The following is a 248-nucleotide window of genomic DNA, read 5'->3' on the forward strand; positions in this document are numbered from 1 at the left end:
GAGTAGTCTTTTGACGAAAGCTGAAGAATGAGATTTTTTTAAGTCAATTCAAATCAGATCCGGAACGGCGACAGATATTAAATAATTAATAGATACGTTTCCGTTTATTTATAAATGGTCACGATCTCACACTTCATTCTACAATGGAGAGTTTGATCCTGGCTCAGGATGAACGCTAGCGGCAGGCCTAATACATGCAAGTCGGACGGGATCCAGTGGTAGCTTGCTACCATCTGGTGAGAGTGGCG

At 42.3% G+C, this 248-nt stretch carries 1 rRNA gene; it reads left to right on the plus strand.

The window, feature by feature from the left end:
- Nucleotides 1–140: 140 nt before the first annotated feature.
- Nucleotides 141–248 (plus strand): 16S ribosomal RNA (locus ACP6L2_RS18210); the annotation flags it as partial.

It is taken from the genome of Sphingobacterium lactis, assembly GCF_051951495.1.
GTDB lineage: Bacteria > Bacteroidota > Bacteroidia > Sphingobacteriales > Sphingobacteriaceae > Sphingobacterium > Sphingobacterium lactis_A.